The 25,501-nt window shown below is 70.2% G+C and carries 25 protein-coding genes; 11 read left to right on the top strand and 14 right to left on the bottom strand.

Annotation, left to right across the window (positions count from 1 at the left end):
• Window positions 1-24: 24 nt before the first annotated feature.
• Window positions 25-879 carry an IclR family transcriptional regulator domain-containing protein gene (locus tag ACYVKI_RS14980; RefSeq protein WP_460691166.1) on the bottom strand — a complete coding sequence of 285 codons (855 nt, stop codon included), beginning with the start codon at window positions 877-879 and terminating at the stop codon, window positions 25-27.
• 145 nt (window positions 880-1,024) lie between these two features.
• Between ACYVKI_RS14980 and ACYVKI_RS14975 the strand changes: the two genes are divergently transcribed.
• Genes ACYVKI_RS14975 through ACYVKI_RS14965 form a run of 3 tightly spaced genes read left to right on the top strand, consistent with a single transcriptional unit; the run spans window position 1,025 to window position 3,656 of the window.
• Entirely contained in the window at window positions 1,025-2,242 is a 1,218-nt protein-coding gene (locus ACYVKI_RS14975) for a thiolase family protein (RefSeq protein WP_460691165.1), read from the top strand.
• 35 nt (window positions 2,243-2,277) lie between these two features.
• Window positions 2,278-2,973, top strand: a complete 696-nt coding sequence (locus ACYVKI_RS14970; protein ID WP_460691164.1) for a 3-oxoacid CoA-transferase subunit A — start codon at window positions 2,278-2,280, stop codon at window positions 2,971-2,973.
• Window positions 2,970-3,656: a 3-oxoacid CoA-transferase subunit B gene (locus ACYVKI_RS14965; RefSeq protein ID WP_460691163.1), complete on the top strand. Its 687-nt coding sequence runs from the start codon at window positions 2,970-2,972 to the stop codon at window positions 3,654-3,656. The genes ACYVKI_RS14970 and ACYVKI_RS14965 overlap by 4 nt, the downstream gene beginning before the upstream one ends.
• Before the next feature lie 17 nt (window positions 3,657-3,673).
• On the opposite strand, the gene pcaC is transcribed toward ACYVKI_RS14965, so the two are convergent.
• From pcaC to ACYVKI_RS14935, 6 genes are all read right to left on the bottom strand, one after another.
• Complete coding sequence (gene pcaC / locus ACYVKI_RS14960) at window positions 3,674-4,078, bottom strand: 4-carboxymuconolactone decarboxylase (RefSeq protein ID WP_460691162.1); 405 nt, start codon at window positions 4,076-4,078, stop codon at window positions 3,674-3,676.
• Complete coding sequence (locus tag ACYVKI_RS14955; RefSeq protein ID WP_460691161.1) at window positions 4,071-4,907, bottom strand: alpha/beta fold hydrolase; 837 nt, start codon at window positions 4,905-4,907, stop codon at window positions 4,071-4,073. Before ACYVKI_RS14955 ends, pcaC begins: the two co-directional genes overlap by 8 nt.
• A gap of 105 nt (window positions 4,908-5,012) precedes the next feature.
• A complete protein-coding gene (locus ACYVKI_RS14950) occupies window positions 5,013-6,431 on the bottom strand; it encodes a lyase family protein (protein WP_460691160.1) in 1,419 nt (472 codons plus the stop codon).
• A 13-nt stretch (window positions 6,432-6,444) separates the two neighbouring features.
• Entirely contained in the window at window positions 6,445-7,041 is a 597-nt protein-coding gene (gene pcaG, locus ACYVKI_RS14945) for a protocatechuate 3,4-dioxygenase subunit alpha (protein WP_460691159.1), read from the bottom strand.
• A gap of 2 nt (window positions 7,042-7,043) precedes the next feature.
• Window positions 7,044-7,835: a protocatechuate 3,4-dioxygenase subunit beta gene (gene pcaH, locus ACYVKI_RS14940; protein WP_460691158.1), complete on the bottom strand. Its 792-nt coding sequence runs from the start codon at window positions 7,833-7,835 to the stop codon at window positions 7,044-7,046.
• A gap of 65 nt (window positions 7,836-7,900) precedes the next feature.
• Entirely contained in the window at window positions 7,901-8,692 is a 792-nt protein-coding gene (locus ACYVKI_RS14935; protein WP_460691157.1) for an IclR family transcriptional regulator, read from the bottom strand.
• Window positions 8,693-8,851: 159 nt separating this feature from the next.
• Here ACYVKI_RS14935 and ACYVKI_RS14930 point away from each other — a divergent pair, with 159 nt between their 5' ends.
• The 3 genes from ACYVKI_RS14930 (at window position 8,852) to ACYVKI_RS14920 (ending at window position 13,019) form a co-directional block, all read left to right on the top strand.
• A complete protein-coding gene (locus ACYVKI_RS14930) occupies window positions 8,852-10,084 on the top strand; it encodes a 4-hydroxybenzoate 3-monooxygenase (protein WP_460691156.1) in 1,233 nt (410 codons plus the stop codon).
• Between the two features lie 63 nt (window positions 10,085-10,147).
• Window positions 10,148-11,605: a benzaldehyde dehydrogenase gene (locus ACYVKI_RS14925; RefSeq protein ID WP_460691155.1), complete on the top strand. Its 1,458-nt coding sequence runs from the start codon at window positions 10,148-10,150 to the stop codon at window positions 11,603-11,605.
• Between the two features lie 124 nt (window positions 11,606-11,729).
• Window positions 11,730-13,019, top strand: a complete 1,290-nt coding sequence (locus ACYVKI_RS14920) for an MFS transporter (protein WP_460691154.1) — start codon at window positions 11,730-11,732, stop codon at window positions 13,017-13,019.
• 86 nt (window positions 13,020-13,105) lie between these two features.
• Here the strand turns inward: ACYVKI_RS14920 and ACYVKI_RS14915 are convergent, their stop codons facing one another.
• The 4 genes from ACYVKI_RS14915 to ACYVKI_RS14900 form a co-directional block, all read right to left on the bottom strand.
• Window positions 13,106-13,573, bottom strand: coding sequence for a hypothetical protein (locus tag ACYVKI_RS14915; RefSeq protein ID WP_460691153.1), 468 nt, complete (start codon window positions 13,571-13,573; stop codon window positions 13,106-13,108).
• A gap of 178 nt (window positions 13,574-13,751) precedes the next feature.
• A complete protein-coding gene (locus ACYVKI_RS14910; protein ID WP_460691152.1) occupies window positions 13,752-14,276 on the bottom strand; it encodes a hypothetical protein in 525 nt (174 codons plus the stop codon).
• A 197-nt stretch (window positions 14,277-14,473) separates the two neighbouring features.
• Window positions 14,474-16,501, bottom strand: coding sequence for an alpha/beta hydrolase (locus ACYVKI_RS14905; protein ID WP_460691151.1), 2,028 nt, complete (start codon window positions 16,499-16,501; stop codon window positions 14,474-14,476).
• Window positions 16,502-16,617: 116 nt separating this feature from the next.
• The gene (locus ACYVKI_RS14900; protein ID WP_460691150.1) at window positions 16,618-16,965 is read right to left on the bottom strand and encodes a hypothetical protein; all 348 of its coding nucleotides are present in this window, start codon (window positions 16,963-16,965) and stop codon (window positions 16,618-16,620) included.
• A 270-nt stretch (window positions 16,966-17,235) separates the two neighbouring features.
• Between ACYVKI_RS14900 and ACYVKI_RS14895 the strand changes: the two genes are divergently transcribed.
• From ACYVKI_RS14895 to ACYVKI_RS14885, 3 genes are all read left to right on the top strand, one after another.
• A complete protein-coding gene (locus tag ACYVKI_RS14895; RefSeq protein ID WP_460691149.1) occupies window positions 17,236-17,613 on the top strand; it encodes a YidH family protein in 378 nt (125 codons plus the stop codon).
• Window positions 17,613-17,945, top strand: coding sequence for a DUF202 domain-containing protein (locus ACYVKI_RS14890; protein ID WP_460691148.1), 333 nt, complete (start codon window positions 17,613-17,615; stop codon window positions 17,943-17,945). The genes ACYVKI_RS14895 and ACYVKI_RS14890 overlap by 1 nt, the downstream gene beginning before the upstream one ends.
• Before the next feature lie 136 nt (window positions 17,946-18,081).
• Entirely contained in the window at window positions 18,082-18,882 is an 801-nt protein-coding gene (locus ACYVKI_RS14885; RefSeq protein ID WP_460691147.1) for a SurA N-terminal domain-containing protein, read from the top strand.
• Window positions 18,883-19,034: 152 nt separating this feature from the next.
• Here ACYVKI_RS14885 and ACYVKI_RS14880 read toward each other — a convergent pair whose 3' ends face one another.
• The 3 genes from ACYVKI_RS14880 to ACYVKI_RS14870 form a co-directional block, all read right to left on the bottom strand.
• Window positions 19,035-20,489 (bottom strand): DUF3100 domain-containing protein, encoded by a 1,455-nt coding sequence (locus ACYVKI_RS14880; RefSeq protein WP_460691146.1) that lies wholly within the window; start codon window positions 20,487-20,489, stop codon window positions 19,035-19,037.
• Between the two features lie 137 nt (window positions 20,490-20,626).
• On the bottom strand, window positions 20,627-22,114 hold the full coding sequence (locus ACYVKI_RS14875) for a chlorohydrolase family protein (RefSeq protein ID WP_460691145.1): 1,488 nt from the start codon (window positions 22,112-22,114) through the stop codon (window positions 20,627-20,629).
• Window positions 22,114-23,355: an amidohydrolase family protein gene (locus tag ACYVKI_RS14870; RefSeq protein WP_460691144.1), complete on the bottom strand. Its 1,242-nt coding sequence runs from the start codon at window positions 23,353-23,355 to the stop codon at window positions 22,114-22,116. The genes ACYVKI_RS14875 and ACYVKI_RS14870 overlap by 1 nt, the downstream gene beginning before the upstream one ends.
• 170 nt (window positions 23,356-23,525) lie before the next feature.
• Here ACYVKI_RS14870 and ACYVKI_RS14865 point away from each other — a divergent pair, with 170 nt between their 5' ends.
• Complete coding sequence (locus ACYVKI_RS14865; protein ID WP_460691143.1) at window positions 23,526-24,920, top strand: MFS transporter; 1,395 nt, start codon at window positions 23,526-23,528, stop codon at window positions 24,918-24,920.
• Window positions 24,844-25,491 carry a GntR family transcriptional regulator gene (locus tag ACYVKI_RS14860; protein WP_460691142.1) on the top strand — a complete coding sequence of 216 codons (648 nt, stop codon included), beginning with the start codon at window positions 24,844-24,846 and terminating at the stop codon, window positions 25,489-25,491. The genes ACYVKI_RS14865 and ACYVKI_RS14860 overlap by 77 nt, the downstream gene beginning before the upstream one ends.
• Window positions 25,492-25,501 lie beyond the last annotated feature (10 nt).

The following is a 25,501-nucleotide window of genomic DNA, read 5'->3' as shown; positions in this document are numbered from 1 at the left end:
GTGGTGTGACCGGCGTGGCGCTGGTCACCCCTGTACGGGGCGTCCCGTACTCCGTTCCCAGGCGACGACTGCGCGTCCTGCCTCCTCTGCCGCCCGTCGCAGGGGTGGCAGGACGCGGTCCCGGGTCTGCTCCGGGGTCTCGAGCCCGGCGGAGACGGAGATGTTGATCGCGGCGACCACGCCGCGGTCGGGATGCTCCACCGGCGCCGAGACTGACCGCAGACCGGTCTCCAACTCCTGGTCCACCAGGATCCACCCCTGTTCGGCGGCCGCCTGGATGATCTCGAGGAGCTCGTCGACCACGGTTCGGGTGACCGGGGTGAGGGCGGGCCGGTCCGCGGCCTCCAGGAGCCGACGGCGATCGGGCGCGTCCAGCCCGCCCAGCAGCACACGTCCCATGGAGGTGGCGAAGGCGGGGAGCCGGGTGCCGACGTCGAGGTCCATGCGCATGATGCGCCGGGTGTGGGCGCGGGCGATGTAGACGACCTCGTCGCCCACCAGCACCGAGGCGGAGCAGGACTCGTTGAGCTCCGCGGCCAGGGACCGCAGCAGCGGCTGGAGCACATCGTGCAGGCCGTTGCCGGACCAGAATCCGACGCCGAGGCTGAGCACCTTCGGCGTGAGGACGAAGAGCCGACCATCAGTGCTCGCATAGTCCAGATGGACCAGCGTCTTGAGCATGCGCCGCGCCGCGGCGCGGGAGAGCCCGGTGTGCCGGGCGACGTCGGAGAGCGTCATCGCCTCCTCGGCCTCGGCGAAGGACTCGAGCACTTTGAGCCCGTTGGCCAGCGACCTGACGAACTCCTCCTTGTCCGGGGCTGCGGTGCCGATGTCGTGGCCGTCCGGCATGTCGCGGGGTGCTGCGTGATGATCTGCCATGGCGTCGAGCGTATACGGCGCTGCTGCTCCGTACTCAGGGCCGGGGTGGTGCCGATCCGCCGGCCTCGATACACTAAGAGCGAAAAGCGAACAGTCGTGCGCGTAGCGAACATCAGGGGGTGTCAGTCCTGATGGAGGAGGAGCCATGCAGGGTGCCCAGGAGGTCTTCATCTATGACGGGGTGCGCACGCCCTTCGGCACGGTCGGCGGAGCGCTGGCCGGGCAGCGCCCGGATGATCTCGCGCAGCTGGTGATCAGTGCGCTGGTGGGCCGGGCCCCGGAGGTCGATCCCGACGCAGCGGCCGAGGTGGTCGGCGAGGTCATCCTCGGCAATGCCAACGGGGCGGGGGAGGAGAACCGCAACGTCGCCCGCATGGCCTGGCTCCTTGCGGGCCTGCCGGTGGAGGTCCCGGCCACCACCATGAACCGGCTCTGCGGGTCCTCCTTGGACGCCGCGATCGCCGGTGCCCGGCAGATCGCCCTGGGGGAGACCGACGTCGTGCTCGTCGGCGGCGTGGAGTCGATGTCCCGGGCGCCGTGGGTGCTGCCCAAGACCGACCGGCCCTTTCCCCTGAAGAACCTCGAAGCGGTCAACACCACGCTGGGCTGGCGACTGGTCAACGACCGGATGCCTGCCGAGTGGACCGTCTCCCTGGGAGAGGCCACCGAGCAGCTGCGCGAGCGCCACGGCATCAGTCGTCAGCGGCAGGACGCCTTCGCCGCAGACTCTCATGCCCGTGCGGGCCAGGCCTGGTCTGAGGGTCGCTTCGTCGAGATGGTCGTCGACGTCCCCGGCGTGGACCTGCCCCGGGACGAGACCATCCGCGACGGCGTGACACCCGAGTCGTTGGCCGGGCTGAAGACGGTCTTCCGGCGTGAAGACGGCACAGTGACCGCTGGCAACGCCTCGCCCATGAACGACGGCGCCTCGGCCGCCTGGCTCGGATCCGCCCGCGGCGGCGAGCTGCTCGGACTCGCTCCACAGGCCCGCATGGCCGGATGGGGCACCGCAGCGAATGAACCGCAGTTCTTCGGCTACGCCCCGGTGGAGGCGGCGGACCGCGCGCTGGCGCGGGCCGGGATCAGTTGGGCCGACGTCGGCGCCGTGGAGCTCAACGAGGCCTTCGCCGCGCAGTCATTGGCCTGCCTGGACGCCTGGGGCTTTGGGACCGAGCACGATCCGACGATCGTCAACGCCTGGGGCGGGGCCATCGCCATGGGTCACCCGCTGGGGGCCTCCGGCACTCGGGTGCTGGCCACGCTGGCCCGCCGGATGCAGGCCGAGGGCGCCCAGTGGGGCGTGGCGGCGCTGTGCATCGGAGTGGGCCAGGGGATTGCTGTCGTGCTGGAGCGCGCGGACTGAGCTGTGTGGGAGACCGCAGATGGAGGAGGACGAGGATGATCACGGTCGCGGAGGATGCCGCCGGGGCGGTGGGCCAGGTGCAGGACGGATCTACGGTGCTGCTGGGAGGTTTCGGCAACCCGGGGCAGCCGATGGAGCTGATCGACGCGCTGCTGGACTCCGGCGCACGGGACCTGACCGTGGTGAACAACAACGCCGGCCAGGCCGACGCCGGACTGGCGCTGCTCATCAAGGAGCGGCGTGTGGCGAAGATGATCTGCTCCTTCCCCCGGCAGTCGGACTCCTGGCACTTCGATGAGGCCTACCGGGCCGGGGAGATCCAGCTGGAGCTGGTGCCGCAGGGAAACCTGGCGGAACGGCTGCGCGCCGCCGGGGCCGGCATCGGGGGATTCTTCACCCCTACCGGGTACGGCACCGTGCTGGCTGAGGGCAAGGAGACCCGCGTCATCGATGGACGCGGCTATGTGCTGGAGCAGCCGCTGCCTGGGGACATCGCGCTGATCAAGGCGCTGCGCGCCGACGAGGCCGGCAACCTGGTCTACCGGAAGACGGCCCGGAACTTCGGGCCGGTCATGGCCGCGGCGGCCGCCCGCACTGTGGTCCAGGTGGATGAGCTCGTGCCGGTGGGCGGCATCGATCCCGAGCATGTGATCACCCCGGGCATCCACGTGGACACTGTCACCGTCATCCCGACCGCCTCCGGCGAGGCCGCCCTGAAGGAGATCGCATGACCGCCCAGCAGACCACCGGAACTCATGACTCGGCCCGTCTGGGCCGGGACGACCTCGCCCGGCTCATCGCCTCCGACATCGCTCCGGGGTTCTCTGTGAATCTCGGGATCGGGCAGCCCACGCTGGTCGCAGATCACCTGACTCCGGAGGGCGGGGTGACCCTGCACACCGAGAACGGCATGCTCGGCATGGGGGCGCAGGCTCACGGCGACGATGTGGACCCCGATCTCATCAATGCCGGGAAGATCCCGGTCACCGAGCTGCCGGGCGCCAGCTACTTCCACCACGCCGACTCTTTCGCCATGATGCGTGGTGGGCACCTGGATGTCTGCGTGCTGGGGGCCTTCCAGGTCTCGGCGGCCGGCGATCTGGCCAACTGGTCCACCGGGGCCCCGGAGGCGATCCCCGCCGTCGGCGGCGCCATGGACCTGGCCGTGGGCGCGAAGCAGGTCTTCGTGATGATGACGCTCTTCGCCAAGGACGGCTCGCCCAAGCTGGTGCCGGAGTGCACCTATCCGGTGACCGGGTTGGGGTGCGTGAGCCGGGTGTACACGGATCACGGGGTGTTCCTACTGGACCGCCGGTCGGACGGGAGCGTCCGGCTGGTGCTGCGGGAGGCTTACGGGATCACCGTGGAGGAGCTGCGGGAGCGACTCGAGGTGCCCTTCGACGTCGCCGGGTGAGCCTGGTCTCTCGATGCTCAGGAGCTGCTCTGCTCCTCGGCGATCACTCGCTGGCCGATGCCGAAGGCGACGTTGGCCGCCGGCACGGAGCAGTAGATGGCCGCCTGGAGGAAGACTTCCTTGATCTCGTCGGCGGTCATGCCGTTGCGCAGGGCGGCGCGGATATGCATCTCCAGCTCCTCCCAGTAGCCGCCGGCGATCATGGCGGTCAGCGTGATGGCCGACCGTGTGGTGCGCGGCAGGCCGGGGCGGGTCCAGATGCTGCCCCAGGCGTAGCGGGTGATCAGCTCTTGGAAGTCCTCGGTGAAGGCGTCCTTCTTCGCCTCCGCCCGGTCCACATGCGCATCGGAGAGCACCTCGCGGCGCACCTCCATGCCGGCGGCGTAGGGGTCTTCAGCGGGCGTGGGGCGGGGCTCAGTCATCGAGCAGCTCCTCCAGGAGTCGGGCCGTGGCCTCGGGGGCCTCGGCGGGGGCCAGGTGGGCGACGCCGTCGAGCGTCACCGCCCGCACCGGCACGCAGCCTGCGGCCGCGCCGTCGGCGATCGCGGCGGCATCCGCCGGCGGACACACGGTGTCCTCGGCGCCGTTGATCACCACCAGAGGGCGGGTGAACCGGTCCAGCCGGCCGGTGAGGTCATGGGTGCCCAGGGCGTGGCAGGCGTGGGCATAGCTGTGGCGGTCGGCGTGCTGCAGGGACTGCAGCAGGGAGGTGGCCACCCGGGGGTGCTCGGCCATGAACCCGGGGGCGAACCACCGTTGGGCCGAGCCCTCCACCATCGTGGGGGTCCCCGCCCGGGCCACGAGCTCGGCCCGCTCGGCCCAGCTCTGCGGGGTGCCGATGCGGGCGGCGGTGCAGATCGCCGCCAGCCGGTCGATGCGGGTCCCTGGCCGCTGGGCCAGGGTCAGAGAGGTGGCCCCGCCGATGGACACCCCTGCGGCGAGCACCGGGGTCGACGACGGCACTCCGTGTTCGGTGACCGCTCCCGCCAGGATCTCCTCCACGCCGTCGGCCAGATCCTGAAGGGTGAACGGACCGTCGGAGGGCTGTCCCTCCCCGTGGCCCGGCAGATCCCAGCCGATGACGACGAACCGCTCACCCAGCCATGGCAGGGCGGGGCCCCAGAGCGCCGAGACGCTCGTGCCCAACGAAGGCCCCACCAGCAGCAGCGGGCGCTCGCCGGAGGCCAGGTCCTCGAGGCGGCCGGCGAGCAGGGTCGGAGTGAGGGTGAGGGATCCGTGGGTCTGCGTCATCGACTCTTCCTGAGGTGGCTGGCCGGTCAGTGGTGTGTGGTGGGTGGGGTGATGCCGAGGCATCGGGGCGGAGCTGGCGGGGCAGTGGCGTCGGGGGCAGTGGCGTCAGGGGGAGAGCCCCGCCCGCAGCTCGGCGAACCGGGCCCGTGCGGCGTCGATCAGCTGCGCCGAGCGGCCCAGGTACAGGTGGGGGTCCAGCGTCTCGGCCAGCTCGTCGTCGCTGATCGTCTCGGCCGGGAGCTCCTCCCGCAGCCGGGTGGTCAGGTCGGCCTCATCACGCGCAGCCTCCGCCAGCAGCGCCTTCAGCCCGGCCGGTCCGCCGGGGTGGGCCTCACCGAGTCGGGCCAGCAGCCGTTCGCCCAGCACTCCCGGGCCCGCGGCGTCCAGGTTCTGACGCATCGCGGTGGGGGACACCTGAAGGCCCTCGCACAGCTCCGCGGCCCGGGCGGCCGCGCCCCCGGTGAGGCGCAGCAGTTCGGTCAGGGCCGGCCATTCGGCGTGCCACGCGCCGTCGGGCCGTTCGTCCACGGCGGCACCGGCGGCCTGGTGGAGCGCGGCCAGATGTCCGGGTCCGGCCAGGGCGGCGGAGCGGATCAGCACCGAGAGCACCGGATTCTGCTTCTGCGGCATCGCGGAGGATCCTCCGCGGCCCGGGACGGTGGGCTCGCGCAGCTCTCCGACCTCCGGGCGCTGCAGGGTGAGCACGTCGGAGGCCAGCGTGCCCAGCGCGGCCAAGGCCTCGGCGGCGGCGGAGGCCGCCTGCAGCACGGGGCCACGGCGGGTGTGCCAGGGCATGACCGGGAGCGCCAGGCCCAGCTTCTCTGCCAGCCGGGCGGTCAGCTCCTCGGCCCGGGCGGGGGAGCCGGCGAGCTCCACGAGCGCGGCCTGGGTGCCGACGGCCCCGCCCCACTGCAGGGGGGCGGCGCCGGCGGCGGCGTGCAGGCCCTCGGCGGCGTCGCTGAGCGCGGCCAGCCACTGGGTGGCGCGGAGCCCGAAGACGGTGGGCAGCGCGGGCTGGGTCAGCGACCGGGCGACGGCGAGCGTCTCCCGATGGGCGTCCGCCGTCCGGCTCAGCGCCTCCCCGGTGCGCAGCAGATCCGCCACGACCTGGTCGATCACCCGACGCACCACCACCATCAGGGCGGTGTCCAGCACGTCCTGGCTGGTGGCTCCGCGGTGCAGCGCGGCATCCGAGGCTCCGCGCTCGGCCAGCAGCCGGCGCACGTCGGCGAGCAGCGGGATCACCGGGTTGCCGCCGCCGGTGGCGGCCTCGGCCAGCACCGCCGGGTCCGGGTGTGCTGCCTGGTCCCGGCTGAGCTCCCGCAGGGTTTCCGCGCTCTGCGCAGGAGCGAGTCCCGCCTCGGCGAGCACCTCGCCCCAGGCGGCCTCCACCTCCAGGAGCGCGGCGACGACGGCGGCGTCGGAGGTCATCGACGCTGCGGCGGTCCCGGCCCAGGCCGGGTTCAGCAGGCCGTGCTGCCCGGTCGCGGGCCCAGCAGGGTGGTCGTGCAGGGGAGACGTCATGGACACTATCGTGTCAGTCCACCGGACCGGTGACCTGCGGGGTGTTCGGGTAGGCCAGGAACACCGTCTCGTCCTCACCCTGGAGGCGGATGTCGAAGCGCAGCCCGCCGTCGTCGCCGCGGGAGGCGATCAGCGTGCGGCGGCGCTCGGCCGACACGGAGGCCAGCAGGGGGTCGGCGGCCAGGGCTTCGGTGTGCTCCGGCAGGTACGCGCGGGTGAACAGTCGGTCCATCAGCCCGCGGGCGAAGACCGTGACCAGGATGAACGGTGCCGCACCGGCCGACGTCGGGCCCGGCTCCACCGTGGTGAAGCTGTAGTGGCCCACTGCGTCCACGGCGGCCCGGCCCCACCCGGTGAAGGTGTGGCCGTCACGGTGCAGGGAACCCGGCTCGGCGGGGATGCGGCCCTCGCCGTCGGGCTGCCAGATCTCGATCAGCGCGTCCGGGACGGGGGCGCCGTCGCCGTCGTAGACGGTGCCGTGCAGCCGCACCGCCTGCGGGTGGGAGCGGTCCACCAGATCCGGCCCGCCCTCATAGGGCAGCGCGAAGCCGAAGAAGGGGCCCACCGTCTGGGCGGGGATGGGGGTCAGGTCGGCGGGGGTGCGGGCCATGGTCAGTGCTCCTCCTGCTCGGACCAGGTGCGGTTGCTGCCGGAGAGGACGATGTCCCAGCGGTAGCCGGTGTTCCATTCGTGCTGGGACACCGAGTGGTCGTACTCGGCCACCAGACGGTCGCGCGCCTGGGGGTCGGTGATGGACTGGTAGATGGGGTCCAGGTCGAAGATCGGGTCCCCGGGGAAGTACATCTGCGTGACGATCCGCTGGGTGAAGTCGGTGCCGAACATCGAGAAGTGCAGATGCGCCGAGCGCCAGGCGTTGTGGTGGTTCTTCCACGGGTAGGGAGCGGGCTTGATGGTGGTGAACGTGTATTCCCCGTTCGGGCCCGTCAGTGCGCGGCCGACGCCGGTGAAGTTGGGGTCCAGCGGGGCGGGGTGCTGGTCCCGCTTGTGCATGTACCGGCCGGCGGCGTTGGCCTGCCACATCTCGATCAGCTGATTCGCCACCGGGCGGCCGTCGCCGTCGAGCACCCGCCCGGTGACGACGATGCGCTCGCCGATGGGCTCACCGTGGTGCTGGATGGTCAGGTCCGCCTCCAACGGGGAGACGTCCTGGTGGCCGAAGGCCGGGCTATGGAGCTCGATCTCCTCGGGGTCCGCGTGGTGCAGCGACTTGGTGGGGTGGCGCAGCAGTGAGCTGCGGTAGGGCGGGAAGTTCAGCCGGGCGCTGGTCTCCTCCCCGTCGGCGGCCTGGCGCGACTCGTAGTCGCGGTGGATCTGGGCGATCTCGGCGTCGATCTCCTCCTGGGAGGCCGCCGCCGCATCCGGATCGGTGGGCTTCTCCGCCATGGATCCGCTCCTTCGCAGGTGAGACCGGGCGCTCCCTCAGGATGCCGGTGGGGACGGGTGCGTCCTCAGTCTGCGGGGCTCTCCGGGGGCCGCACCACGGATGTCTCATTCAATGGCACGGTCGGCTGGGGCATGGCGCGGCTGATGCCGCGGGCGGCGGTCTGCAGCGCCATGAGGAACTGCGGGATCTCGGGCGAGTCCCGCGGTACGACGACGGTCAGCGCGGCCAGGGCGCGTCCGCGAGGGTCCAGCACCGGCACGGAGAGCCCTGCGGTCTCGGTGTTGATGACGCCCATCAGCAGAGCGTGGCTCCGCCGGCGGGCCTCGGCGAGCTCCCGGCGCAGCCCCGGCCGGACCGCCTCCGCGCGGTCCCCGTGCTCGGCCCACCAGCGCTCGGCGGTGCGCGCCGGAGCGAAGGCCAGCAGCACATGCCCCATGGAGGTCAGATGCGCCGGCATGGTGGTCGCCACCTCCGCCGGGTTGACCACGGCACCGTGCCGGGAGAGCCGCTCCACGATCAGCGCACCATCGTCGGCGAGCACCGAGAGCTGAGTGGTCTGCCGGACCACCGCATTGACGTCCTGCATGTACGGCAGCGCCGCGGTGCGCAGCTCCCGGTGGATGGGGGCGTGCTGGGCGATCTCCCACACCCGGCGCCCGACGACGATCTCCCCGCCGTCGGTCAGCGCCAGCAGACCGCGCGTGCGCAGCTCCCGGATGAGCCGATATCCGGTGGTCCGGGGCAGGCGTGCGGCGGCGACGAGGTCGCCCGGGGTCTGAGCCGGCTGCTCCTCCAGGGTGGCGAACAGCCGCATCACGCGGTCCAGGACGGCGTCGCCGCTGGGGGAGTTGGCCATGGGATCAGGGTATCGGCCACCCCTTGCGCGTGTCCTGTTCAATGGGATTGTCCTGGTGTCTCGCCCCTGCCGTCGCCACACTGATCGTGTCCCGGAACACACCAGCGGGACCACACCAGCGGGACCACACCAGCGGGACCACATCAGCAGGGAGAACGAGTGAGCGCACACATCAGCCGTGTCGACGTCGGCATCGTGGGCGGTGGGCCGGCCGGCCTGATGACGGCGCTGCTGCTCACGCGGCGCGGGATCAGCGCTGCCGTCGTCGAGCGCCGCAGCCAGGAGACCATCCGTGCCACTCAGCGGGCGGGCATCCTCGAGGCTCCGACGGTGGACATGCTGGTCGACGCCGAGATCGGCTCCCGGGTCCTGACCGAGGGTCACGAGCACGAGGGCACGGTGCTCAGCTTCGACGGGGTCCAGCACCGCATCGACTTCCAGGCCCTGGTGGGCCGCTCGGTGTGGCTCTACCCGCAGAACGAGGTCTTCCATGATCTGGCGACCGCCTGGGAGGCCGAGGGCGGCGAGATCCACTGGGAGGTGGACGACGCCGCCGTCGAGGGGCTCGAGGGCGACTCCCCGGCGATCACTTTCACGGATGCCTCCGGCGCACAGCGGCGGATCGAGGCGGAGCTGATCGTCGGCGCCGACGGGTCCCGGTCCATGTGTCGGAAGCTCATTCCTGACGACGTCCGCACCGATTACCGCACCACCTACCCGTTCGCCTGGTTCGGGATCCTCTGCGAGGCTCCGCCCACTGCCCCGGAGCTGATCTATGCGAACTCCGAGGTCGGGTTCGCGCTGATCTCCCAGCGCAACGAGGACATCACCCGCATGTACTTCCAGTGCGATCCGGACACCGACCCCGACGACTGGAGCGACGACGCCATCTTCGACCACATCCAGCAGGTGCTCGGCGGGGAGGACGTGGTGGCGCTGAAACGTGGGCGGATCATCGATAAGACGGTGCTGCCCTTCCGCTCCTCCGTGTGCGACCCGTTGACCTACGGGCGGCTCGTCCTGGCCGGCGACGCCGGGCACACCGTGCCGCCCACGGGCGCCAAGGGACTCAACCTCGCCTTCTCCGACGTGCGGGCCCTGGTGCCGCGGATCGAGGAGTTCCTCACCGGCCTGAGGCAGGGCGTCGAGGGCGCCGCCGACGTCGACCCGGAGGCCGTCGCCGAACCACTGCGCCGCTATTCGAAGACCGCGTTGGACCGGGTGTGGAAGGCCCAGAACTTCTCCTGGTGGGCCACCAACCTGCTGCACCGCCGGCCCGGGGAGGATCCCTTCGCCCACCAGCGACGCCGCGGTGAGTTCGACGCCATCACCGGATCAGTCCACGGGCAGGCCTACTTCGCGGATTCGTACACCGGCTGGGCCGACGCCTGACGACCTGAGAACCTGACCACCTGAGAACCCACCACCGGACAGACCACCACGAGAGAGGCATCGATGACGCTGCTGGACTCCACCACCTGGACGGGCAAGATCCACTCCACACGCTGGACGGAGGGCTCCGACGGAGCGATCACCGTCCGCGAGCCCGCCACCGGCGAGACTCTCGGGGCCGTGGGTGCCGCCTCCCGCGAGGATGTGCTGGCCGCCTCCCGCGCGGCTGCGGCCGCGCAGAAGGACTGGGCCGCCCGACCCCCGCGGGAGCGGGCCGCCGTGCTGCACCGGGCCGGACGGTTCTTCGAGGAGCACGCCGAGGAGATCCGCTCCTGGATCGTCTCCGAGACCGGCGCCATCCCGCCCAAGGGCGGGCTGGAGGCCAGGATCGCGGCTGACGAGTGCCACGAGGCGGCCGCGCTGCCCACCCACCCGCACGGTGAAGTGTTGGCCACCGACGAGGATCGCTGGTCCCAGGCGCGGCGCCGGCCCGCCGGAGTGGTCTCCGTGATCGCCCCGTTCAACTTCCCGCTGATCCTCTCCATCCGCTCCGTGGCGCCCGCCCTGGCGCTGGGCAATGCCGTGCTGCTCAAGCCCGACCCGCGCACCTCCGTCTCCGGGGGTGTGGTGCTGGCCCGCATCTTCGAGGAGGCCGGCCTGCCCGAGGGGCTGCTGCATCTGCTGCCCGGCGGCCGAGAGACCGGCGCCGCCGTCGTCGAGGCCCCGGAGGTGCGCGTGGTGGCCTTCACCGGTTCCACGGAGGCCGGCCGCAGCATCGGGGAGACCTGCGCCCGGCTGCTGAAGCGGCCGCATCTGGAACTCGGCGGCAACAACGCGATGATCGTGCTCCCCGAGGCTGACCTGGACCGGGCGGTCTCCGCGGCGGCCTTCGGCTCCTTCATGCACCAGGGACAGATCTGCATGACCACGGGGCGGCACCTCGTCCACGAGGACATCCATGACGACTACCTGGAGCGACTCGCCGCGAAGGCCGAGAGCCTGCCGGTGGGTGACCCGGCCCGGGAGCAGGTGGCCCTGGGGCCGATCATCGATGAGAACCAGCTCAAGCGGGTGGACTCCATCGTCCAGGAGACCGTGCTCCACGGCGGCCGCGTGATGGCGGGCGGCACCCATGACGGACCGTTCTACCGGCCCACGGTGCTCACCGACCTGACCGAGGAGAGCCCGGCCTGGGCGCAGGAGATCTTCGGGCCGGTGGCCCCGGTGATGCGGTTCCGCACCGAGGAGGAGGCCATCGCCCTGGCCAACGGCAGCGCCTACGGGCTCTCCGCCTCCATCCTGGGCGACGTCGGCGCGGCCATGCGGATCGCCGACCAGCTCGCCTCTGGGAAGATCCACATCAATGAGCAGACCGTCTCCGATGAGGCCTATGCCCCCTTCGGAGGTGTCGGCGACTCCGGCAACGGGAGCCGGGTAGGAGGCGCGGCCGCCAACATCGAGTCCTTCACCGAGCTGCAGTGGCTGACCCTGCGCCCGGAGATCGCCCAGTACCCGTTCTGACACCGTCGGTTCTGACACTGTCCGTCCCGACGCCGTGTGGCCCAACACCGTCCCGGCCGACGCCGACGCCAGCGCCGGCTCCGGCGTACTCTGAGCAGGAGTGAGAACACGTCAGGAGGTGCGAGTGCGCAGAGGTGAGCCGTCACAGGGGGGCGCATCGGGCCGCGAGGGTCCCGGGATCGGGCTGCTGGCCGCGCTGCTCGGTGCGGTCGGGATCGGCCCGGTGCTGCTCTACGGGCTCAGCGCCACCAGTGAGCTGGTGATCGCCGACCTCGACATCACCGAAGCCCAGTTCGGACTCTTCGCCACCGTCTGCTTCGCCTGCGCCGCCGTGGGCAACGCGTCTCTGGCCAGGCTCTCGGACCGGCTCTCCGACCGTGTCCTGATGAGCCTGATCTTCCTGCTCGCCGCGCTCGCACTCGGCCTGGCCGCCGTGCCGGGAGGCTACGTGCTGGTGCTCGTGGCCGCCGGGCTCTCCGGGCTGGCCCAGTCCTTCCCCAACGGGGTCACCAACAGGATCCTGCTGCAGCGCGTGCCTGCCCGCCGACGCATCGGCTGGGCCGGAATCAAGCAGTCCGGGGTGCAGGCCAGCCAGCTCACCGCCAGTCTCGCCTTCCCCGCCCTGGCGGTGTGGATCGGCTGGCGCGGCGCGTCCCTGCTCTCTGTGCTGCTGGCCCTGAGCCTGATGGCGCTGACCTTCCGCGCTCTGCGGGCGGCACCGCCGCTGAGCGCCCCCGATCCTGGTCACTCCAGGCCGACCTCGGCCTCGCCGGGTGCGACGCCGGAGGCCCCCGGCGCGTCACCGGCCGTGGCCGGTGGACCGGAGGGGGCGTCGTCGGGATCGCGCCTGCCGGGTGCGGTGTGGGCGCTGACGCTCTTCGGCTTCCTCAACGGGCTGGGCGTCCAGGCGACCAACGTGTACCTGCCGCTGTTCGCGGTGCGGGAGCTGGAGTTCAGTCTGCTCGCTGGCGGCATGACCGCCGCGGCCGCCGGCGCGATCGGTGTGGCCGCCCGCGTGGGATGGGGCCGGGTGATGTCGCGCGGCGCCTCTGCACCGAGGCTGCTGCTGGCCCTGGCGCTGATGGCGCTCGCCGGGGCCGGGACGTTCCTGCTGGCTGGGGCGACCGGCTCGGCGGCGCTGCTGTGGCTGGCCGTGGCGCTGCACGGAGCCTCCGCATTGGGGGTCTCCGTGGTGATCATGGGCGCGCTGCTGCGCCGTATCCCCGCGGAGAAGATGGCCTCGGCCACCGGGATCGCCACTGCGGGGATGTTCGCCGGATTCACCCTGGGTCCGCTCGTGATGGGGCTGCTGATCGGCGCTACGGGAGGATTCCAGGCGGGGTGGCTGGCCGCGGCCGGGACCTATGCCGGTTGTGCGGTGCTCGCCGCCGCGCTGGTCGCCCGGGCCCGCTGACGTCCTGCTGCGTTGCCGCCGGAGCAATCGTCACTAAACGTCGCTTCAGTGCCTGGATTCCGGCCACCGCTCCGGAGCCAAGGGTCTCAGCCGTCGTTCTCCTGTTCGTTCTCTTCACGTTCGAGGAGCTCGGAGGGCCCGGGGTTTCTCTCTCGACGTTCCTGGCGGTGTTCTTCGGCGAAGCGTTCCCGGATTTCTTGCATGGTGTGGTGGTCGGAGCAGCGCGTCTTGTAGTGGACTTGGATTTTGGAGTCATCGCCTCGGACGCGGAGGAACCGGCCTTCAGCGCTTCCTGACCCGAAGGATGCGGGGCGGCCCATGTCGGCGGATCCTTCGTCGGTGTTCTCCAGTGGGGTCAGGCCGAGTTCTGCGGTGATGGCTTCGCCTGCGGCGTAGACCTCCTCGCGGGGGAGGCCGTGGGAGTGCTCGAAGATGACGCGGTACCGGTAGGAGTCTCCGGTGCAGGCGACTGGTCGGATGTTCTCGTGGTGATCTTCCAGGGTGCATGTGTTGCCGTTGGGCAGGAGGTAGTCCTGGCCGAAGCGAGCTTCCATGGCCTCAGCGACTTGGCCGAGCTCTTTGAGCTGTTCGGGCTGGGTGTAGCCGGCGTCAGTGGCGATTGAGGTGGATGAGGTGGGGGCGGGGTCCTGCCTGTCGGCTGTGGGGTGCAGGCGGTCAGGAGGAGTCCCAGGGCCAGGGTCGTGGCGGTGAGGGATCGGTGCGGTGTGCGGTTCACTCGTCCGCGTCTTCGTCGGGTCCGAGCCCGGGAGGGGGAGAGTATTGCTCCCGGAGTTCCTGGCGGTGTTCTTCGGCGAAGCGTTCGAAGGTCTCCTGCATGGTGTGGTGGTCGGAGCAGCGAGTCTTGTAACGGATTTCGATCTTGGATTCGTCGCCTCTCACGCGGAGGAGCCGTCCTTCAGAGCTTCCCGAGCTGAAGGACGCGGGGCGGCCCATGTCCGCGGAACCTTCGTCGGTGTTCTCCAGTGGGGTCAGGCCGAGTTCTTCGGTGATGGCTTCTCCGGCGGCGTAGACCTCTTCGCGGGGGAGGCCGTGGGTGTATTCGAGGGTGACACGGTATCGGTAGGCCTCGCCGGAGCAGTGGACTGGTCGGTAGTCGGCGTCCTGGTCGTCAAGGGACCATTCTTGGCCGTTCGCCCTGCGGAAATCGTCACCGAGGTGGCGTGACATGGCCGCGACGACCAGGCCGAGCTCCTCGATCTGCTCGGGCTGGGTGTAGCCGGCATCAGTGGTGATCATGTCTTCATCCTCGCGATCTGGTTCGCTGGACTGGCCCTCCGTATCAGCGGACTCTGATCCGGCAGGTGCTGATGGATCGGACTCTGGGCTGCATCCTGTCATGACCAGAGCAGCCACGAGGGCAGCTGTCGGGAGGAGGCGCGGAGGAACAGGAAGGGCCCGGGACGGGCCCCTGCTGCAAGCGGCGGTGATAGGCGTCATTCACTTTCCTCACTCCAGGGCAGATGTTCTTCCAGGTCTCGGCGGATTGAACTTCTGTCCCATCGTCTCCAGAGGTACGAGTGCTCCGGATCCCACTGACCTTCGTCCTCTGGTTCGGCGACCCAGTCGATACGGTCGTGCTGCCCATTGAGAATCTCCATCATGGTGATGAACGCTTGGGCATCGTCGTCCAGATAGCCGGTGCCATCATCGTCGCCGTCGTGTCGACTGTGACCAGAGACGCCATTGCCCTCGATCTGGGAGCCGTCGACGTACTGCCCGGTGCCGTCGGAATCGAAGATGTAAGCACCCGCATCCGGGTCAGCGGGGTTGAACGAGTTCTGGCTCCACAACCCCCGCCCGACGTTCGAGGTCCAGTCCCAGAACCCGTCGGTGGCGTAGACGGCGGGATGACCGTCCCCTGTCTCCCTGACGTGCAGATCGGTCAGGTCGTTGTCTTCCACCAGGACGTCAGGGTATCCCGAGGATCCGAAGGAGATGAAGCTGTCCACATCATGGGCGGTCCGAGTCAACGCGTGGATGGACATATTGGTGCCGTAGGAGTGGGCCATGACATCGAGCCGAGCGTCAGGATTGTCGCCTGCGGCTGTGGTGGCGCGGTGACCGTCGAGGGCATGGGCGAAAGCCCAGGATCCTGCGTCGGCACTGTCGGACCGGAGGACGGACTCCTTCTTGAGTGTCGTATCGCTCTGCGGCGCGTGGTAACCGACCCAGGCGACCACGGCGGCGTCGGCCACGAGCTCGTCGTAGACATCCTGCGCGTGCTCGACCTCGCCAGGTTCATGGACCTTCGTCATCTGGTCCGTCCCGCTTTTCATGCCTGGCGAATTGAAGACCGTCTGTTCGGCATCATCCGGATTCCCGACTGAGACAGAGGCCAACGGCGGATGCTCGTCCACGCCTGTCACGCCCACGTTCAGCGACAGCAGAAGCCGTTCGCCGGAGCTGTCCTCATCTCCTGTGAGGCTGTCTTGGATGTTCTCCAGGTAAGGCAAGTGTTCGTCCGGTGTGGAGGGGGAATCCAGCAGTCCGATCAACGTGCTCTTGTTCGCCTGGTCACGGACCTCGTACGGTACGCCTTCGGTATTTCCGACGATCACCGGCAGGTCAGACGTCAGTGCCTCCTGCTGCTCCTCATCGAGCTGCTCATGCCACCACTGGGCGCCGTCAGGCCAGCCGTCCAGCTCCTCCTGACTGCTCGGGGTGGGCAGGTTGCCGCGGTTGACCTGGGGATTCTCCCGGGAGAAGTCCTTGATCTCATCTGCGGACATGGCCGTCAGGTGGTCATAGAAGTCGCCGACGTCCTCCACGGTGCAGTTCGGGCCGGTGGCCGCCTCGTAGAGGTCTTCAGCCCGCTCGACAGGATCCCTCTGCAGGGTGGACAGCACCGCGGCCAGTGCGAAGCCGGGCGCGAAGCCCCGTGAGGATGCGGTCGTGCCCGGGCCGAAGACGGCCGCGGAGGCGGTACCGACGTTGAAGCTCAGACGGCCCCCGGAGTACGTCGGGCCCACACCAGGGGCCAGGCCGGAGCCGCCGTCGGCATAGGCGGTGGGGATCGACTCTTCCAACCCGCCGTGGCTCTGCAGCGCCTCCAGCTCCTGTTCCGTCTCGGACTGCAGGATCTGCCACGCCTGGTTCAGCTGGACCACGGCCTGGTTGTGCTGCTGGACCTGCTTGCGCAGGAACTCCTCCGCGGCCGAGCCGTCGTCGTCAGCGCTCGAGGAGAGCCCCGTGGTGGACAGCTGCCCCTCCAGCTGGACCGCCTGTGCGGCGAGGTCATCGGCCCGCCGCTGCAGGGGGCGCCCGGCGAGGATGAAGTCGTGCAGCGTCCGCGCGGCCAACCCCCAGACTCGGGCCCAGTCATCCGAGTCGTCCGGGACGCCGTCGAGTGCGGACCACAGCTGCTCCTGAGTCTCCGGCTCGGAGTAGTGGAGCCGCACCGTCTCCCATGCGGTGGCCGCCTCGCGGAACGAGGCCGCATGACGGTTCGACTCGTCAGCCATGCGTTGAGCCGCATCGTCGAGGTCCGTCCAGGGGACATCGATGGCCGCTGGGCGGAGGACAGCATGACCTGTCGCGGACAGGAGCGCCGTCCCGGCTCCGTGAACACCGAGCCCCGTCATCCGCGGCTCCCCGGACTGTCGAGCGGCCTGACGTTCGCGGAGGCGGCCTGGGCCTCGGCGGACATCTCCTCGTCACCCGTGTCGACGATCAGCGCCACCTGCTCCAGCACGTCGGCACACCCCTGGCCATAGGAGGCGGCCTTGGTGCCGGTGCCAGCACGCGGCGCGATGAGCCGGGACAGCGCGGCCGCCACACCGTCGGCGGTCCCGCAGAGCTCCGTGGATGCGCGAGCGGCCGCCGCCGCCTGCATCCCCTGGGCGCGCGCCGCCGTGGAGTGCAGACGTACCGACGTCGCCACGCTGGTCAGCCCAGCGGTCGAGATGTCATACCTGATGTCCCCCACAGGTCCTTCCTCGTCAGTCGCGCTTCAGCAGAATCGCCGACCACATCATCAGAGAAATCTGGACAGGAGCTTGACGGGGATGAGTATGACGCCGGCACGCGGTGCCGCCGGAGGGACTGGCGGAATGTGTCCACTGACGCGAGGTTCAGCGACGATCGCTCCGCAGGCGTCCCGAGGAGGGGAGAACGTGGCAGACTCGTGGTGGCGCAGCCGGCGGGTGAGGCCGTCGCAGAAGCGGCATCGACGAGGTGCTGAGACAGGGAGGAGCGCATGGCAGAGTCCACGGATCGCGGGTGGCTGGAGTCCAAGCTGCTCGCCGAGGGCGAGGAGCCGGACCCCCGGTTCACCCTGGCCAATGAGCGTACCTTCCTGGCCTGGATCCGCACCGCTCTGGCGTTCCTGGCCGGCGGCATCGCCCTGGAGGCGTTCGCCGCCGACGTCTTCGCCGACCCCTACCGGACCATCATCTCCGTGCTCACCATCGGGGTCGGGCTGCTCATCAGTCTCGGCGCGGCGGCCCGCTGGCTGCATGTGGAGCGCAGCCTGCGCCGTCGTCGTCCGCTGCCCATGCCGCTGATCATCCCGGTGCTCAGCTTCGCCTCCGGGGTGGCGATGGCGGTGGTCATCCTGCTGGTGGTCATCAGCTGATGCCGTCCACCCCGGCCGCACTGCACGGCGACCCCGGGCTTCAGCCGGAGCGCACTGTGCTCTCCTGGGGCCGCACCATGCTGCTGTTCGCCCTCATCGGGGCGGTGTTCCTGCGCTGGATGCCGCACTACGGGCTGTGGACTCTGCTGCTGACACTGGTCTGCGCCGGTGTCGCGGCCGGCATCTACCTCACCCAGCGCCTCCGCTACCGGCGCCAGTCCCACGGCGTCCAGCAGGAGAAGGTGGAGGCCGACGTCGCCGCGGTCCTCGCCACCACCGGTGCCGTCGTCGCCCTGGGCGTGTTGGGTCTTCTCGCGGTGCTCGTCGCCTGAGCGGAGGCGGACCGCACCTGCCGACCCCGCCCCGGACGGGAGTCTGGGGCTGAGTGCGAGCTGGACGAGGCCTGGGGCTCCCGTTGTGTCCTGTGTGCTACGTTGCGCGCTCGTCCACGATTAGGAGGTGCTTGTCATGTCGAAGAAACTGCTGACAAGCTGTGCCCTGGCCGGAGTGCTGCTCGGCATCGCCGGCTGCGGCGACGCGCCCGACGACGGCGCCGAGACCGAGAATCCCGCGGAGAACCCCGCTGACACCGAGCAGGGGGCCGAGGGAGACGCCGGACCGGAGGGTGAGGCCGGCGCCGAGCCCGAGATGCCCGAGCCCGACACGTCGGACATCCCTGAGGTGGTCGCTGAGGTCAACGGCGTGGACCTTTCGGGGGATGACTTCGTCGCCCTGTACGAGTCCCAGTTCCAGCAGATGGCCATGCAGTCCCAGATGTCGGGCCAGGAGGTCGACGAGGAGGCGATCAGGGAGCAGTCTCTGGAGGCCATGGTCTCCAATGAGCTGCTGATCCAGGACGCTGAGGACTCCGGGATCGACGCCGATGAGGACGACGTCGACGAACTGCTGGAGACCACCGCCGAGCAGGCCGGCATGGAATCCGTGGATGATCTCATCGCCGCCTACGAGGATCAGGGGATGGATGAGGAGAAGCTCCGCGAGGACGCCCACGACCAGGTCCTGATCGACCAGCGGCTCGCCGAGATCGAGGCTGAGGAGCCCACTGAGGAGGAGCTCCGCGAGTACTACGAGCAGGCCGTCGCCCAGCAGCCCGCCGAGGGTCCCGAGGGTGAGGAGGCCGAGGTCCCGGAGTTCGAGGACGTGCGTGAGGATCTCGAGGAGCAGCTCGAATCCCAGCTGCAGGACCAGGCGGAGCAGGAGCATGTGGCTGAGCTCCGCGAGGACGCCGACGTCGAGACTCACCTCTGAGCCGAGGACTCGTCCCGCACATCACATCGGCTGGGCGAGAGGGCCGGATCGCGGGGCTCTCGGCCCGTGGAAGTCCGTCCGTTTCGCCCAGCCGATGTGTCCGGGGTCGTCTCATGGTGCCTCAGGGCGCCTGAGGCCGCCCGGCCGTCGGGTCAGACCGCGGGCAGCACGAACTGCGCGACGACGGCGGCGGCGAGATAGGCCGAGGCCAGGGTGAGGAACCCGACGAGGACGACCTTCCAGCTCATCTTCTTCAGCCCGTCGATGTCACGGCCCAGGCTCAGCCCCAGCAGGGCGATCTGCGGCAGACCCACCAGCAGCACGTTCAGGTTCTCGGTCATCCCCACCAGGAAGTCCGAGCCGGGGAAGAACGGTGCCGAGGCCAGGGTGGCCATGGCGAGCACCCAGATCGAGGCGGGGACTCCACGGGTCACCCGGGCCAGCAGGAAGGCCAGCACGGACAGGCCGGTGACCATGCTCAGCCCGACGACGCCCTGCCAGGTCAGCGTCCCGGTGCCGACCCAGTTGATCAGCAGCCCGGCCACGCCGGTGAAGAGGAAGGCGGCGACCCAGGCGGCGATGGTCTTCGGCGGCGGCGGGTCCTGGGCGCGCTTCGGTGTGGGAGCCGCGTCCGTGCCTGTGCCGTCCGTGCCGTCTGTGCCGTCTGTGCTGTCCGTGCTGTCTGTGCTGTCCGTGTCGACGGCGATGCTGCGCGCATCGGCTTCCTGCTTGCCCAGGATCCTCACCCACACGCGGTAGAACCAGCGGGCGAAGGGCAGCACGACGTAGACGCCCATGTAGAAGCCCACGATGTTGGTGACCAGGTTGCTGATCGCGGCCAGGGCCATGATCTCGCCGGCCATCTCCGGGTAGAGCACTGAGAGCGAGCCCACCGCGCCGAGCATCATCGAGGCCGAGCCGAGTCCGGAGGCCAGTGCCAGCGCGCGCGGGTCGAAGATGTCCAGGCCGCCGGTGATGCCGGCGATCAACGAGATGAACACCGCGCCGAACACGGTGCCGAGCAGCCAGACGCCGAAGACGCCCTGGTACTCCGGGGCTCGCACGCCCCATTTGTCGATGGCGTAGGCGAGGTAGGATTCGCGGTTCGCGGACCAGGTGGCGCCGATCGCCACCCGACCCAGTCCGAGTCCGACCGCCACCGGGATGCCGATGATCACCGTGCCGAAGGCGTTGCCCAGCTCCTGCATCGCGATCGCCGGGCCGATGTCCACCAGATCCGGCAGCGACGGGCCGATTCCGGTGCCCAGCAGCGCCAGGAACACCACGATCCCGACCCGGATCAGCAGCTCGCTGACCGCACGCGTGGGCCCGGTGACCGGGCGCCAGGGCTGCAGGCCGACGACGGCGCCGATCAGCACCGCCCAGAGCAGCGGGAAGAGCACGATGGCGGCCAGCCCGACGGAGATCTCATAGGTGCCGATCAGTACGGCGGTGGCGGGGACCCCCACGCCGAGCAGCATCGCGGCGAGCCAGGAGCGGCGAGAGAGCCGCGGGCGAGCTGATGGTGTGCCTGCAGCCCCCTCCTCCGGCGGTGTCGCCGGAGGAGGGGGCTGGGTCGACGTCGGCGACGTGTCGTTGGTGTGCATTCGATCCTCCCGAGTGAATTGGTATACCAAAACCATAGGGAGGGGTGTGATCTACGTCAATAGCTGCCGTGAGCCATCTCACGTAGCGAGAAGGTTCGATGTCTCAACGGTCAGGACGCCTCAGCGGTCAGGACGCCTCAGCGGAGTGGGAAGCTCGGCGGCTGCAGGTCCTCGAGGCTGCGCCCGGCGAAGTCGCTGACCGTGTGCGAGGCGATGTACTCGTCGAGGAACTCCTGGGCGCGGGCCTGGTAGTCGCCGTCGTCGACAGTGCGGAGCTCCCCGTCCTCGACGATGGTCCGCCCGGCCACCACCACCCGGGTGATGTCCCGACCGTCGCCGTTGAGCACCATCGTGCGGATCGGGTCCGCATGCGGCCCCACATGGGCACCGGTCAGGTCCATCACGAAGTAGTCTGCCTGCGCCCCTGGAGCCAGGCGTCCCAGGTCCTCCCGGCCCAGTGCCCGGGCCGGGTCCAGGGTCGCCGAGCGGAACAGGTCCTGCGGCTGGGCGGCCGGCCCCCGGCCGGTCAGTGTCTTGGTCATCACCGTCGCGAGGTCCAGGGCGCGGATCATGTTCGGCGGCGCCGAATCGGTGCCGATCACCACCGGGATCCCACGCTCTCGGTAGGACTCGTAGGTCTGCAGGCAGGAGCCATAGTGGCCACTGGGGATCGGGCAGAAGATCACCGAGGTGCCGGACTCGGCCAGCAGGGCGAGGTCGTCGGTGCTGTCTCCGCCCAGCCCGTGCTCCGGGCCGCTGATCTCCGCGGGCATGTGCAGATGCCCCGGCATCGTCCAGGCATGAGGGATGAACGTCCGGTCGCCCAGGAAGCCGATCTCCGCCAGATGCGGCAGCGAGCGACGCGAGGTGCGCCGGATCATCTCCCGGTTCTCGGGCACGCCCTGAGCGGCGTGCAGGCGGATCGGCACGTCCAGATCGTCGGCGGCCTGCCGGGTCAGCCGCAGCGTCTGCTCGGTCTGGGTCTCGATGCGCGCCGGAAGCAGCGCCCCGCGGATCATCCCGTCGGCGGTGCCGTCGTAGTCCTGGATGAACCGCACGGCGTCGTCCAGCCCCTCCAGGCCCTTCCGCTCGTCCCGGTGCAGCAGCATCTGTGAGCCGTCGGTGTAGGGCACGTGGGTCCGGTAGCTGGGCCCCAGGTAGGCACGGATGCCCAGCGCCTCCACCGCCTCGGCGGTGTCGGCCATGTCCTGATAGTCCTCGCACCATTCCTTATAGGTCTCGGCGGCGATCGGCATCATCGTGGTGATGCCGTTGCGGATCAGCTGGCTGATCGCGAACTCCCGGCGGAACTTCTCCTTCTCCCGGGTGAAGCGCGGCCCGTGATCGTGCAGGTACTCCTCGGACCAGGCCAGGCCGAGCAGCCGGGAAGCGTCGGGCCAGCAGTCGAACAGGGCGTGGTCGATGTCGGCCAGTGCGTTGAGGTCGATGAATCCCGGCGAGACCACGGATTGACCGGCATCGACCTCCCGGTCGGGGCTGCCCGGCCAGTCCCGACCCACGAAGAGGATCTGGGCGTCGTCGTGGACCAGCTCGCCGTCGGGGATCAGGCAGTGGTCGCCGTCGGCGTAGCCGATGACGAATCGGGCGCGGATGCGGGTGATCATCAGCGGACACCTCCGATCAGCTCGCCGCCGGAGGCCACCAGCCGGCCGGCGGAATAGACGTCACGTGCGTCCGGGCAGTCCATCACCGCGGAGGTGACTGTGTCGGCGTGAAGCAGGATGAAGTGCGCGGGTGCGCCGACGGCCAGGCCGAACCTGGCGTCGTCGAGCAGGCTCACGCGCTCGGGGCGGGCCCCGGCCATGACCATCGCTCCGCCGCGGGAGGCGATGTCCACACAGGCTTCGACGTCGGCGTCGCGGCGGAATCCGTTGGTGAAGGCCAGCTGCCAGGTCCGGCGCAGCAGGTCCCCGTCGCCGTAGGGGCTCCAGTGGTCACGCTGGCCGTCCTCGCCCAGACCGACCGCGACCCCGTGCTCACGCAGCAGACCCTGAGGCAGGGAGCCGATGGAGGGAGCGACGGTGGTCAGCGAGACGCCGGCCTCGGCGAGCAGCTCCACCACACGAGCCACATCCTTCTCCGGGTTCGTGTGCAGGGCGAAGGCATGGGAGACCGTCACCTTGCCCTGCAGGCCCAGCTCCTGAGTACGGTGGGCGATCTCCTCCATCGAATAGACCCCGGCGGTGCCGGACTCATGCAGATGGATGTCCGCGCCGACGCCGTACTTCTCGCACAGCCCGAACACCACGTTGAGGTGAGAGACCGGGTCGCGGTCATAGAGGACCGGGTCGAGGCCGCCCACCAGGTCCGCGCCCTCGGCCAGGGCCTGGTCCAGCAGATCGACGACGCCGGACTCCCGCTGGATGCCGGCCTGGGGGAAGGCCACGATCTGGTGGTCGATGACGTCGGTGTACCGGGAGAGCCCCTCCTGTACGCCGTGGAACCGCTCCAGCCCGCAGTCGGAGTCCACCTGGGCGTGCGAGCGGACCCGCACTCCGCCGGAGGCGATGATCTGGGCCAGCGCGTAGGAGGCCTGGTCGGCCACGCTGCGCTCGCCGTCGCGCCATTTGCGGCGGTCGTTCATGATGTAGCCGTGCAGGGTGCCGTCGGCGGTGTGGGGCAGGAAGGTCTGGCCGAGGCGGTTCGAGTCCAGGTGGGAGTGGACGTCGCCCAGGGCCGGCAGCAGGACGCGGCCGCCGCCGTCGACGCTCTCCGCGCCGTCGGGGGAGGGGGTGGTCCCGGCCGGGCTGATCTCCGCGATGCGCCCGTCCTGGACGGTGAGATCGACGGCGGGTTCGTCGGGGGTGCGCGGAAAGGGTCTGACGTCGGTGAATCGGGTGGTCATCCGCTGTCTCCTGGATGGTCGGGTGATATCGGGTGGCGACGGCGTCGATGGAGCTGACAGGGTCAGTCTCGTGCGACCTGCCGAGGGAGTGGGAGAATTCACCTCCAGGTATTATGGTATACCAAACAAGAAGTGGCACGATGTTCAGATGACAGGATCAGGAGGCCGGCATGAGAACTGACGCGCAACCCGGACGGGGCGCGACGGCCCTCGCCGTCCTCGCCCTGGCGCTGCTGGCCGTGTGTCTGCGCCCCGCCGCGACCTCGCTGGGTCCCGTGCTGGCCGACGTCGAGGCCGCCTTCGCGCTGCAGGGGTGGCAGTCTGGACTGCTCACCGCGCTGCCGGGGGCTGCCTTCGTGGTCTTCGGTGCGATCTCCTTCCTGCTGCTGCGTCGGCTGGGCCTGTTCTGGTCGCTGGCCATCTGTGCGGCCGCCATCGCCACAGGGCTCGGGCTGCGGGTGCTGGTGGACAGCTGGTGGAGCTTCGCGGCGTTCACCACGCTCGCGCTCGCCGGCATGGCCATGGGCAACGTGGTGCTGCCCGTCTTCGCCAAAGCGCGTTTCCCCGACCGCCAGGCGGTCTCGGTGACCGTCTTCATGGTGGGCCTGGGGCTCGGCGCCTCCGTGCCAGCCCTGCTCACCGCACCCCTGGCCGAGCATGTCGGCGGCTGGCGCCTGGGCCTGGGTGTGTGGGCGGGGCTGCCGCTCATCGCCCTGATCATCTGGGCGACCCTGCGGCACTTGGGCGGGGTGCCGGCCGCCTCCGCCCAGAACCGCGGAGCCTCCGGGGCCGTCGGCCGCATCACCGCCTCGCCCGGAGCCTGGATCCTGCTGCTCTACTTCGGGCTGCAGTCCCTCCACGCCTATACGGTCTTCGGCTGGCTCGCCCGGATCTACCGCGATGCCGGCCTGGACCCGGTCGCCGCGGGCGCCATGGTGGCGATCGTCGTCGCCGGCGGCATACCCGGCGGGTTCATCGCCCCACAGATCGTGGTGCGCCGCTGGCACGTGCGCAGTGTGCTCATCGGCTACGGCCTGATCTCCGCAGTCGGCTACACCGGCCTGCTGATCGCTCCCACCACCGCGCCGTGGCTGTGGGCGGTCTGCCTGGCCATCGGCGGATTCTCCTTCCCCTCAGCGCTGGCGCTGATCACCGCCCGCACCAGGGACCCGGAGGTCACGGCACGGGCCTCCGGCTTCATCCAGTCCGGCGGCTACGTCTTCGCCGCTGTCGGCCCCTTGGCCATCGGTGTGGTTCTGGAGCGCACCGGCACCTGGACCGTGCCGCTGATCGGGCTCATCGTGCTGGCGCTGGCCATGGCTGTCGTGGCCTGGTGGGCGTCCTCGCCCGACTCGCTGGACGACGAGGTGGCACCCGATGAGCCGCCGCCGGGTGGGTCGGCGGAGTCGGCCGGCGCGGAGCCGGGCATCGTGGAGACGAGCATTCCGGAGGCGGGCCCAGCAGACGGGGAGTGGAACAATGAGATCCATGGCCGAGCCAGAGACCAGAGAGTCCGAGACGACGCGCGTGGCCACCCGGCTGCGCGAACAGATCATCGACGGTGAGCGCCCGCCCGGCAGCCGGCTCGTGGAGCGCGAGCTGGCCGCCGAGCTCGGCGTGAGCCGCGTACCGGTCCGGGAGGGTCTGCGTCTGCTGGCCGCCGAGGGTCTCATCACACCTCGGCCTCGGACCTGGGCCATCGTGCGCGAGTTCACCGACCGGGACGTCCGCGAGCTGGAGGAGGTCCGCACCTCGTTGGACACCCTGGCCTTCACCTCGGCCGCCCGGCGCCACGACGTCGCCGGGTTGGCACGCCTCGAACGGGTCCTGGTCAACGGGGAGGCCGCGGCCCAGGCCGGCGACGACGTCGCCGCTCACCGAGCTGCGGCGGCGTTCCACTCTGCGGTGGTGGAGCTGGCGGACAACGCTCACCTGCAGGAGCTGTGGGGCACCATCCAGTCTCGGGTGCGCTGGATGCTCAGTCAGCACGATGACCTGCTCGTGGTCGCCCAGGAGCATCGTGGCCTGTTCGAGGCACTCGCCTCCCGGGATGAGGAGCTGGTGGAACGTCTGGTCGTCGAGCACGCCCAGACCAGCCGGGACCAGCACCTCGAACGTCGCGCGCGGCAGAGCTGAGCGGGGCTGG

The sequence above is a fragment of the Nesterenkonia suensis genome (genome assembly GCF_054782935.1).
This window is presented reverse-complemented; position numbering and strand designations above follow the sequence as displayed.

Coding starts and splice junctions, on each gene's coding strand:
- pcaC (WP_460691162.1), bottom strand. CDS start 4,078: ATGACTGAGCCCCGCCCCACGCCCGCTGAAGACCCCTACGCCGCCGGC.
- ACYVKI_RS14950 (WP_460691160.1), bottom strand. CDS start 6,431: ATGACGTCTCCCCTGCACGACCACCCTGCTGGGCCCGCGACCGGGCAG.
- ACYVKI_RS14865 (WP_460691143.1), top strand. CDS start 23,526: ATGAGAACTGACGCGCAACCCGGACGGGGCGCGACGGCCCTCGCCGTC.
- ACYVKI_RS14970 (WP_460691164.1), top strand. CDS start 2,278: ATGATCACGGTCGCGGAGGATGCCGCCGGGGCGGTGGGCCAGGTGCAG.
- ACYVKI_RS14915 (WP_460691153.1), bottom strand. CDS start 13,573: ATGGAAGCTCGCTTCGGCCAGGACTACCTCCTGCCCAACGGCAACACA.
- ACYVKI_RS14875 (WP_460691145.1), bottom strand. CDS start 22,114: ATGATCACCCGCATCCGCGCCCGATTCGTCATCGGCTACGCCGACGGC.
- pcaH (WP_460691158.1), bottom strand. CDS start 7,835: ATGGCGGAGAAGCCCACCGATCCGGATGCGGCGGCGGCCTCCCAGGAG.
- ACYVKI_RS14895 (WP_460691149.1), top strand. CDS start 17,236: ATGGCAGAGTCCACGGATCGCGGGTGGCTGGAGTCCAAGCTGCTCGCC.
- ACYVKI_RS14975 (WP_460691165.1), top strand. CDS start 1,025: ATGCAGGGTGCCCAGGAGGTCTTCATCTATGACGGGGTGCGCACGCCC.
- ACYVKI_RS14885 (WP_460691147.1), top strand. CDS start 18,082: ATGTCGAAGAAACTGCTGACAAGCTGTGCCCTGGCCGGAGTGCTGCTC.
- ACYVKI_RS14880 (WP_460691146.1), bottom strand. CDS start 20,489: ATGCACACCAACGACACGTCGCCGACGTCGACCCAGCCCCCTCCTCCG.
- ACYVKI_RS14860 (WP_460691142.1), top strand. CDS start 24,844: ATGGCCGAGCCAGAGACCAGAGAGTCCGAGACGACGCGCGTGGCCACC.
- ACYVKI_RS14980 (WP_460691166.1), bottom strand. CDS start 879: ATGGCAGATCATCACGCAGCACCCCGCGACATGCCGGACGGCCACGAC.
- ACYVKI_RS14965 (WP_460691163.1), top strand. CDS start 2,970: ATGACCGCCCAGCAGACCACCGGAACTCATGACTCGGCCCGTCTGGGC.
- ACYVKI_RS14935 (WP_460691157.1), bottom strand. CDS start 8,692: ATGGCCAACTCCCCCAGCGGCGACGCCGTCCTGGACCGCGTGATGCGG.
- pcaG (WP_460691159.1), bottom strand. CDS start 7,041: ATGGCCCGCACCCCCGCCGACCTGACCCCCATCCCCGCCCAGACGGTG.
- ACYVKI_RS14925 (WP_460691155.1), top strand. CDS start 10,148: ATGACGCTGCTGGACTCCACCACCTGGACGGGCAAGATCCACTCCACA.
- ACYVKI_RS14910 (WP_460691152.1), bottom strand. CDS start 14,276: ATGATCACCACTGATGCCGGCTACACCCAGCCCGAGCAGATCGAGGAG.
- ACYVKI_RS14905 (WP_460691151.1), bottom strand. CDS start 16,501: ATGGCTGACGAGTCGAACCGTCATGCGGCCTCGTTCCGCGAGGCGGCC.
- ACYVKI_RS14890 (WP_460691148.1), top strand. CDS start 17,613: ATGCCGTCCACCCCGGCCGCACTGCACGGCGACCCCGGGCTTCAGCCG.
- ACYVKI_RS14870 (WP_460691144.1), bottom strand. CDS start 23,355: ATGACCACCCGATTCACCGACGTCAGACCCTTTCCGCGCACCCCCGAC.
- ACYVKI_RS14955 (WP_460691161.1), bottom strand. CDS start 4,907: ATGACGCAGACCCACGGATCCCTCACCCTCACTCCGACCCTGCTCGCC.